This is a genomic window from Burkholderia sp. L27(2015) (genome assembly GCF_009765705.1).
Taxonomy (GTDB): Bacteria; Pseudomonadota; Gammaproteobacteria; order Burkholderiales; family Burkholderiaceae; genus LMUX01.
Genome location: NZ_LMUX01000059.1, coordinates 1 through 636 on the forward strand (window position 1 = coordinate 1; position 636 = coordinate 636).

Below are 636 nucleotides of genomic sequence, written 5' to 3' on the forward strand. Positions count from 1 at the left end.
TGACCTTGCCCTGCTCACTTTTAAGACTTTCAGCAAAGTGCTCGTCTAGTAGCTCGTTGTAGGCTGTGGGAACTGATTGCTTTGCGTCGAAAACGCGCTTAGCCGCGAAGCTTTTAAGGAGATCCCGAACTGAGGGCAAGTCGACATCACAGCGATTACGTTCATCTCGCGGCTTCCTTCCGCGCCGCTTCGCGGGTTCACCATTTTTGGCCCTTGCTGCCTGCTGGAGTCCAGGGCCTCCTCGTTTGTCGTAGGCCGGTATCAGACCTGCTTCGACCTGGCCAGCCCACCAGAACCGAAAAAGCAGTTCGAGAACCTTTCGATAAGGGACGTTTACGCGCTCAGCCTGCCTTGCTACGAGATCACGTCGGACTATCGGATCAAGCATCTTCTGTGTCTGTCGCGGCGCCACTAGGTCCCCGAGTAAGTGAATATTGCGGTCGAAGGCTCCTTTCGCTGCCGGTGACAACATCGATATGTCTCTTGGTAGTCCGATGTCGAATGGAACATCGGTCTTGACTTCGCCTAGCGCGATAGCCGCGTTCAGGGCCTCTGCAGGCACGACCATTGGGTCACGTCGTACTGGGTACCGTAGATCTAGAAGTACAGCGTTGCCGTGGCGATCGTGGCCCATAA

Annotated in this window: 1 protein-coding gene; it reads right to left on the minus strand. The window is 55.5% G+C overall.

Annotated elements, in window-relative coordinates; all coding sequences use genetic code 11:
• Positions 1-568, minus strand: a 568-nt coding sequence (locus tag GSQ77_RS29340) for a hypothetical protein (RefSeq protein ID WP_216854972.1), incomplete at its 3' end; no start/stop codon positions are given.
• Positions 569-636: the final 68 nt, after the last annotated feature.